The sequence below is a fragment of the Marinococcus tarijensis genome (genome assembly GCF_054971385.1).
This window is the reverse complement of the sequence record NZ_JBQOJA010000053.1, coordinates 1-8,232: the sequence shown is the minus strand read 5'-3', so window position 1 is coordinate 8,232 and position 8,232 is coordinate 1. Positions and strand designations below refer to the sequence as shown.

Annotated in this window: 8 protein-coding genes; 7 read left to right on the top strand and 1 reads right to left on the bottom strand. The window is 45.9% G+C overall.

Features of this window, described 5'->3' with window-relative positions; genetic code table 11:
* Positions 1-335 precede the first annotated feature (335 nt).
* The 4 genes from ACTTK7_RS16680 (at position 336) to ACTTK7_RS16665 (ending at position 3,948) form a co-directional block, all read left to right on the top strand.
* Positions 336-878 (top strand): TRAP transporter small permease, encoded by a 543-nt coding sequence (locus ACTTK7_RS16680; protein ID WP_462869228.1) that lies wholly within the window; start codon positions 336-338, stop codon positions 876-878.
* A 28-nt stretch (positions 879-906) separates the two neighbouring features.
* A complete protein-coding gene (locus ACTTK7_RS16675) occupies positions 907-2,181 on the top strand; it encodes a TRAP transporter large permease (RefSeq protein WP_462869227.1) in 1,275 nt (424 codons plus the stop codon).
* A gap of 89 nt (positions 2,182-2,270) precedes the next feature.
* The gene (dctP, locus tag ACTTK7_RS16670; protein ID WP_462869226.1) at positions 2,271-3,347 is read left to right on the top strand and encodes a TRAP transporter substrate-binding protein DctP; all 1,077 of its coding nucleotides are present in this window, start codon (positions 2,271-2,273) and stop codon (positions 3,345-3,347) included.
* A gap of 124 nt (positions 3,348-3,471) precedes the next feature.
* Complete coding sequence (locus tag ACTTK7_RS16665) at positions 3,472-3,948, top strand: S-ribosylhomocysteine lyase (protein WP_462869225.1); 477 nt, start codon at positions 3,472-3,474, stop codon at positions 3,946-3,948.
* 109 nt (positions 3,949-4,057) lie between these two features.
* Here the strand turns inward: ACTTK7_RS16665 and ACTTK7_RS16660 are convergent, their stop codons facing one another.
* Entirely contained in the window at positions 4,058-4,681 is a 624-nt protein-coding gene (locus ACTTK7_RS16660; RefSeq protein WP_462869224.1) for a cysteine hydrolase family protein, read from the bottom strand.
* 227 nt (positions 4,682-4,908) lie between these two features.
* Between ACTTK7_RS16660 and ACTTK7_RS16655 the strand changes: the two genes are divergently transcribed.
* The 3 genes from ACTTK7_RS16655 (at position 4,909) to ACTTK7_RS16645 (ending at position 8,157) form a co-directional block, all read left to right on the top strand.
* Positions 4,909-5,403 (top strand): Lrp/AsnC family transcriptional regulator, encoded by a 495-nt coding sequence (locus ACTTK7_RS16655; RefSeq protein WP_462869223.1) that lies wholly within the window; start codon positions 4,909-4,911, stop codon positions 5,401-5,403.
* Positions 5,400-6,578 (top strand): aminotransferase, encoded by a 1,179-nt coding sequence (locus tag ACTTK7_RS16650; protein ID WP_462869222.1) that lies wholly within the window; start codon positions 5,400-5,402, stop codon positions 6,576-6,578. The genes ACTTK7_RS16655 and ACTTK7_RS16650 overlap by 4 nt, the downstream gene beginning before the upstream one ends.
* A gap of 145 nt (positions 6,579-6,723) precedes the next feature.
* A complete protein-coding gene (locus ACTTK7_RS16645; protein ID WP_462869221.1) occupies positions 6,724-8,157 on the top strand; it encodes a DUF2254 domain-containing protein in 1,434 nt (477 codons plus the stop codon).
* The last annotated feature ends 75 nt before the right edge of the window (positions 8,158-8,232 follow it).

Genomic DNA, 8,232 nt, shown 5'->3' with positions numbered 1-8,232 from the left:
TTGACGGCATGTTCCAGATGAGATCGGAAGATCTCGTTGATATCCTGATGTTGGACTAGAGCGTGAGCAATATCTGTCGAAAAATCATTCATAGGGAAGTCCTCTTTTCTGTGAATGTGGTCGGCTCACTTCATTCTTCGAGAAAAGGACTTCCTTTTTTCGTCTTCGCTCGTTTACACAAAATATTTTACGCTCTCTATGTTAAGTATACTTACACTAACTTATTATAAAATAATTTTATACTTACATATATAACGCAGCAGCGACTCTCTTCATCTCAAATCCAGCAAAAGTTTTTCTAAAATTGAAAAAAATCAGAAACGGGTGTTTGAAAATTGAAAATATTAAAGTGGCTTGATCTAGGTCTCAAACGCACGGAAGAGGCAGTTCTGTCGCTTGCGATCATCACAATAACCGTGATGGTGGCAGGCAATACCATCAGCAGGAACCTTGGACTCGGCGGATGGGCGTTCGCAGAAGAGATCAGCCAGATTGCGATCTATATGGCGACGTTTCTTGGACTTGGTTATGTGGCCAGGCAGGGCAGGCATATCAGCATGACGGCATTGTTTGATAATGTACCGTATAAATTCCGGAAAACGCTGGCGCTCATTATTCCGCTCGTTACAGCTTTAGTTTTGTTTACACTGGCATATTATTCCTATGACTATGTACTCTCTTCACAAAACAGAGTTACCAACTACCTGCGGATTTCCTATGTATGGATGGTTGTGTGGGCGCCCATTGGCTTTTTACTCGGAGGTATTCAATTTTTACGGAATTTCTGGGTGAACGTGAAAAATAAAGACGTATATATCGCAGCGGAACGAAAAGACTATGATACAGAGAAAGAAGCGAAAGAATCCAATCAACTATAAAATTTTCGGAGAATGAGAGGAACCAATTATGCTCTTTACATTACTTGCGATAATGGTCATCTTTTTAGCGCTCGGTTTCCCTATGATGGTTCCATTAATTTTGGCTCCGCTGGTGATAGTGCTGTTTTTCTTTGATGCCGTTGATCCATTCATCATGCTGCAGCAGATGCTTGAAGGTATCTCAAGCTATGTGCTTCTGGCGGTCCCGATGTTTATCTTTGCAGCAGACATTATGTCACAGGGCCACACTTCCAGGCGGCTGCTTGATTTTATCGGCGCGTTTGTCGGACACCTCCGGGGGGGTTATGCAATTACCACAGCGGCTGCCTGCACCATATTCGGTTCGATTTCCGGATCTACACAGGCTACAGTGGTAGCGATCGGCGGGCCAATGAGACAGCGGCTGTTAAAAGTAGGATATAAAGATTCTACGGCGATTGCTTTTATCATTAACGCAAGCGACGTTGCCCTCCTAATACCACCGAGTATAGGAATGATCATGTATTCTTTAATTTCAGGCACTTCCCTTGGTGATATGTTTATTGCGGGTATCGGCCCGGGGCTTCTCGTATTTGTCTTTTTTACCCTTTATGCCTACATACACGCAAAAATTTACAGCATCCCGCTCGCAGCTAAAATTCCTTGGAAAGAACGCGGGAAAATGACCTTTGATGCAATCTTCCCTTTATTATTTCTAGTCATTATTATTGGAGGAATTTACTCCGGGCTTTTCACTCCGACAGAAGCAGCAGCAATGGCTGTCGTGTATGCCTTTGTACTGGAAGTTATTGTTTACCGCACAGTAAAGCTGAAGCAGATGTTCAGTATTGCTTTATCTTCAGGACTCGTAACGTCAGCTGTTTTTATGCTTGTAGCAGGCGGTCAGGTATTTGCGTGGGTCATTCAGTTCGCCCGTATTCCGCAAATGATTACAGACACTTTCCTTGGAGGGGATCCGGGACCGATTTATGTTTTGATTATTGTATCCATTTTCTTCTTTATCGGCTGTATGTTTGTAGACCCAATTGTAGTTATTCTCATTTTGACTCCAATTTTCTATCCAGCTGCGATCCAGGCAGGGGTGGACCCGGTCCATTTAGGGGTGGTTATTACCTTCCAGGCAGCACTTGGCTCTGCTACTCCGCCATTTGGAGTGGATATATTTACCGCGAGTGCGGTATTTAACCGATCGTATCTCGATACGATCCGTGGAACGCCTCCGTTTATTGTGATGATGCTCATTATTGCAGTTCTGCTTATCTCATTTGAGCCTATTTCAACGTTTTTACTTCCTGATAATTAACGGGAGGCTGGATGAGGAAGGGGGTAGCGGATGGCCTTCTCTCCGACAGCCGGATCATTCGTGTTATTACTTATAAGGGGGAATTACACATGAAAAAGAAAAAGCTTGGTTTGTTGACAGGAACGACTCTCTCTGCAGCAGCAGTACTCGCAGCTTGCGGCGGTGGCGGTGGCGGCGATGAAAGCGGCAGTGGCGGCGACGGTGAAGAAACATATGAATGGACCTTTGTGACAGAAGAAAATGAAGGCCAGGTACAGTATGAATATGCGCAGGAATTCGCGAGCCGGATGGATGAAAAGACAGACGGCCAGGTGACGATCGAGCCGGTGGAGTTCGGCGGACTCGGCAGTGAAGTGGACCAGGTGGAGCAGCTTCAGCAGGGGGCAGTTGAAATGGCTGTCGTCTCCCCGGGCTTTACAGGAACAATGGTAGAGGAAGGCCAGGTTTTCTCCCTGCAGTTTTTGCTTCCAAATGATCAGGAAGATGTGCAGCAGGTGTTGAATGAAAGTGAAGCATTAAACGATACGCTGGCTGCCAGATACGAAGAAGAAGATATTATGCCGCTTTCCTTCTGGAGCGAAGGAGCAATGCAGTGGACTGGCAACAAAGCTATTGAGTCACCGGACGATTTCAACGGGTTTCAAATGAGAACCCAGAACTCACCACTGCTTCAGCAGACGTATCGCGAATACGGCGCTGATCCTCAGGTTCTGAGCGCCGGAGAGCTTTATACTTCTCTTGATAATGGGACAGTGGACGGCCAGGAAAACCCGCTGTTTTTTATCGAAGCTTCTTCTTATGACGAGGTACAGAGTCATTTGATGATTTCCAACCAGAACTCTTACGTAGCGATGACGACAGTGAATCCGCAGTTCTATAATGAGCTTCCGGATGATCTGAAAGAAACCTTCGATGAGACTGTAACAGAAATGCAGGATTGGGTGTATGACGAGCAGGTCGAGCAGAACGAACAGGCCCGCGAGACGATGACCAGTGAATCTGACATTGAGCAGGTGGAATTGAGTGAAGACCAGCGCGCTGAATTCCGGGAGGTCACCCTTCCAATGCGTGATTACTACGTAGAAGAAGTCGGCGGCGACGCAGAAGAAATTCTGACAACGCTTGAAGGCGAAATCGAAGAAATCACCGGCGAATTAGTCGAATAGTAAATTTTTGAAGCCCCGGCCAAAAGACGCCGGGGCTTTTTGGCTGTAAGTGTTTAATTTGGAATTACGCGCGGGAAACGATACAATAGGTAGAAGAAAATAATAAAGGAGTGAACGTAACGATATGGCAAAAGTAGAAAGCTTTGAACTCGATCATACGAAAGTAGTTGCTCCGTACGTCCGTCAGGCGGGTGTGCAGAAGGTTGGAAGCGATGGCATTGTCACTAAATTCGATATCCGTTTCTGTCAGCCGAATGAGGATAACCTTGAGCCGCCGACGATTCATACAATGGAGCATCTGCTTGCATTAAATATTCGTGAATATGCTGAAGACTACGACCATTTTGAAGTTATTGATCTTTCGCCGATGGGCTGTCAGACAGGCTTTTATCTGATTATGAACGGGGAGCCTGCGGTAAGTGAGATCATCGATATTCTTGAAAAAACGATGAAAGACGGCGTAGAGGTCACCGAAGTGCCGGCGGCAACTGAACTGCAGTGCGGCCAGGCAAAGCTTCATGATCTTGAAGGCGCCAAGCAGGTCTTCCGCAGCTGGCTTAATCAGGACAATGCTTCACTCGAACGTGTATTTGAAGCATAATTATTAAGCATCCTTCCGGTAAACCCGGGAGGATGCTTTTATTTGGTGTCTTTCTAAGGTTAATGCCAGTATGTAAAAAGCTTCCGGGCATCCCGGAAGCTTTACGTATTTATGAAGAATGGGTCGGCTGCGGAAGCTCCTGGGCCTCCTGAATGATTTTTTCCAGATCGTAATCAGTACTGTCTCTGGTGTCAGCCCCAAGCACCTTGCTCATTAAATTAATCGCTTCCTCATTGGCCTCCATGCTGTTCGATGCGGTGCAGTCCTGCGGCACCATTAATTTATACCCGCGCATGTAGGCATCGTTTACTGTAAAGTGGACGCACATGTTCCCGGCGACACCGGCGAATATAATTGTCGTGACACCAAGGTAATTCAGCAGGATTTCCAGCGGAGTAGCAAAAAAACCGGAAAACTGAGGTTTTAGTATATAATAGTCATCGTCATCGGGAAGGATTTTTTCTACTACTGGTTTGCCCGGTACACCGTCGCGTCTGCAGTATTCTACGAGATCAGGGAAATTACTCTGCCAGCGTCCGTAATTATCGTTCACGTAAATGACAGGAATATCCTTTTCTTTCGCCTGCTTTTTTAAGTTTTTAACATTTTCGGCTGCATCAAGAGCATGCGGGAGTAATTCATCACTGTCCGAAAAATCTAAATCATTGATCATATCCAGAACTACAAAAGCCACATTGGACTGTTGATTTATATGGGGTTTCTCTGATGCCATATTATCGCCTCCATTTTTACTGATTCCTTTTTTGAATAAATTTTAAAAGGGTTTTTTATAATAAGCAGCAAATCAATTTGAAAATTTTCGCGGAAAGCTTGATAATGTTTTATATACTGCCTAAAAAATATTGTAAAAAAGAAGGACATATCGTTTAGTGTCCTCCCTTAGTGTACAATAGTACACAGGAGATGTAATTTTGAAGAGAGAGAAAGGGGCTGCCGTTCTTGAATGAAAAAGAATTAGAGATACTGCATTTGCTGGAGCAGAATGCCAGAATGGATATTAAAACAATTGCCAAGCTGATAGATCAAACAGAAGAAGTAGTAGAAACGATGCTGAAAAAGCTAGAGGAAAACAAAGTAATCGTCACATACGCTACTGTGGTGGACTGGAGCAAGGTCAACAACCATGACGGTGTGACAGCAATGATTGATGTAAAAGTCACTCCGCAGCGGGGGGTCGGTTTTGATGAAGTAGCAGAACGAATTCATCGTTTTCCGGAGGTTAAAGCTTTGTACCTCGTGTCCGGCACGTATGACCTCCAGGTAGTCATCGAGGGAAAAACGATGTCTGAAATCGCTTCGTTTGTTTCTGGTAAACTGTCGGCGCTTGATTCAGTTATTTCCACTACCACGCATTTCCGCCTGAAAACGTATAAACACGACGGAGTAGTGTTTGGCGATGACGATGAAGATCACAGAATGATGGTTTCGCCATGAATACTTCCTCTACACAGCAGCACCGACTGTCAGAAACCGTGCAGCAGTTAAAGCCTTCGGGCATACGCCGCTTTTTTGATTTAGCTTCTACGATGGATAACGTCATCTCCCTTGGGGTGGGGGAACCGGATTTTGTCACGCCGTGGAATGTAAGGGAAGCGAGTATTGTATCGATGGAAAGAGGCTTTACCTCCTATACGGCAAATGCCGGGTTGATTGAACTCCGTAGAGCTGTGTCGCATTATCTCGAAAGCTCCTTCGGCGTCTCCTATCATCCGGAATCGGACATTGTAATTACGGTGGGAGCAAGTGAGGGCATCGATGCCGCCTTTCGGGCAATTATTAATCCGGGGGATGAAGTCATTGTCGCAGAGCCCTGCTTCGTTTCCTACGCGCCGATTATCACTATGGCTGGCGGAGTGCCCGTACCGCTTGAAACATCAAAAAAACACGATTTTAAAATCAATGCAGAAGAGCTTGAAGACCTTATCACTCCGAAAACAAAAGCGGTGCTTCTTTCCTACCCAAACAACCCGACCGGAGCCCACATGTCAAAAGAGGAGCTCGAGCCGGTTGTAAAGGTCATTCAGGACTATGATCTGCTCGCTGTCTCGGACGAAATTTACGCTGAACTCAGCTACGATTATGAGCATGCAAGCCTTCCGGCGTTTCCGGGCATGCTCGATCGGACCATTTTGATTTCCGGTTTTTCAAAGGCTTTTGCAATGACTGGCTGGAGGGTAGGGTACGTCTGCGGTCCGAAAGACATTATGGCTGCAGTGCTCAAAATTCATCAGTATACGATGATGTGTGCGTCTACCTCTGCGCAGTTTGGAGCGCTCGAGGCGTTGAAAAACGGGCGTGCCGATGTTGAAAAAATGGTGGCAAGCTACCGTCAGCGCCGCAATTATTTAGTGAAGACGTTCGCAGAGATGGGGCTGGAGTGCCACACGCCGCTCGGCGCTTTTTATGCGTTTCCTTCGATTGAAAAGCTCGGTATGGATGCTGAAACGTTTGCTGAGGCGTTTCTGACAGAGGAGCAGGTGGCTGTCGTGCCGGGAACGGTCTTTGGCTCAGGAGGAGAGGGGCACATCCGCTGCTCGTATGCTACCTCCCTGGAGTCGCTTGTAGAGGCCATGGAGCGGTTCAAACGCTTCATGGACCGGCATGGATAAAAAAGCATGGACCGGCAGGTTTTCTCTGCCGGCTTTTTCATGTAAGGTTGCAGTAGACTGAAATCAGTTTAAAACATAAACAGAAGGGAAACTGATACAGGGATTTACATACGTATTTTTGGTTCGTATAGAGAGGATGAATTTATTGAAAAATGCTATTCGACGCATGCTGCCGAAAAAAATCCGGCAGCTGATGAGCATGTCTTACCGCCAGCAGTGGTATGAAATACGCTCGAGCTTGTGGGTGCTTCCAGCTATTTACATCATGCTCGCGGCCGTACTTTCCGGGGTGGCCTACTGGGTAGAATTTGGTCTGCAGCCGGCGTTCAATTCGCTGCCGGTGTTTTCGACTGAATACAGTCTGGCGCAGACAATGTACAGCACGATGCTCTCCGGCGTACTCACCTTGAACGCTTTCACTTTTAACTCGATACTCGTCGTATTGACGAGCTTTTCGGGCCAGTTCACGCCAAGGGTGCTTTTTAACTTTATTGCCGATCGAAAAACCCAGCACTCGATCGGGATCTTTAACTTATGTTTCTTTTTTCTGCTGTTTGTATTCTTTTTCCTTGATTCAGGCATGAGTGAATACGTGATTTTCCCTATTTCCGGCGTGGTAATGACTTCTATTTCTGTTATTAATTTTATTTTGTTTATCAACCATGCAACGAGATGGATGCAGGTATCAAGCATTACGAATTCCATGAAAGAAGAATCCCAACAGCGTATTTTGAATACGCTCGTTTATGACCTGGAGCCGTATCGTCCGCAGGACCCCAACCGGGTCTTCCGGGAAAAAACGCATGGCGAAGCCCACGTAGTGGCCAGTGAACGGACCGGCTTTCTGCAGGTGGTGGATTTTGGCAAGCTGATACGCGAAGCCAGAAAAGACGGGCTCGTTATTCAGATGGAGCGGCGGGTTGGTGACTTTGTGATGGAAGGAATTACGTTATTTAAATACTGGAAAACGGACAACAGTGCGGACATGGCGATCAATGAACAGAAATTCCGCCAGTTTTTATACCTGGGACACAGCAAAACGGAAGTGCAGGATTTGGAATTCGGCATTCGGAAATTAACCGAAATTGCAATCAAATCGATTGGGAATGACGAGCCGATGACCGCCCAGGATGCTATTTACCAGTTGACGGACCTGCTGTTTTCGATTTCCAAGGTTACAAAGTTCACTCCGTATTTAACAGATGAAGATGAAACGCTGCGTCTGATCATGCAGGATGAAGAGTTTGCCTTTTATGTATATTCTGCCTTCAGCCATATTGCTTCTTACTCTGAAAATGACCCGGTGATTACAAACAGTCTGCTTGAAGCGCTGGTCATACTGTCAAAAGCGTTAAACACGAAGGATAAAAACTGCTGCTGGCATTACGGAAAGGTGATTGCCCGCGGCTTTACCGGCCAGTTCAAATATGATTACGACCAGCTGAAATTCGTGAACAATATTGAAGCTCTTGCAGCGAACTCCGAGGACAAAGAGTCGTTTCAGAGCTTCGTCCGTGATTTCATTGATCGTGGCGTTATTCAAAAAAAGCATATTCCGGAACGTCAGTATAAAGATTAAAAAGGGGCTGTCCCAAAAATAGGACAGCCCCCCTTTTCTATGCGCAAACAAAGAAAGAGATCATCCTTGAATGAT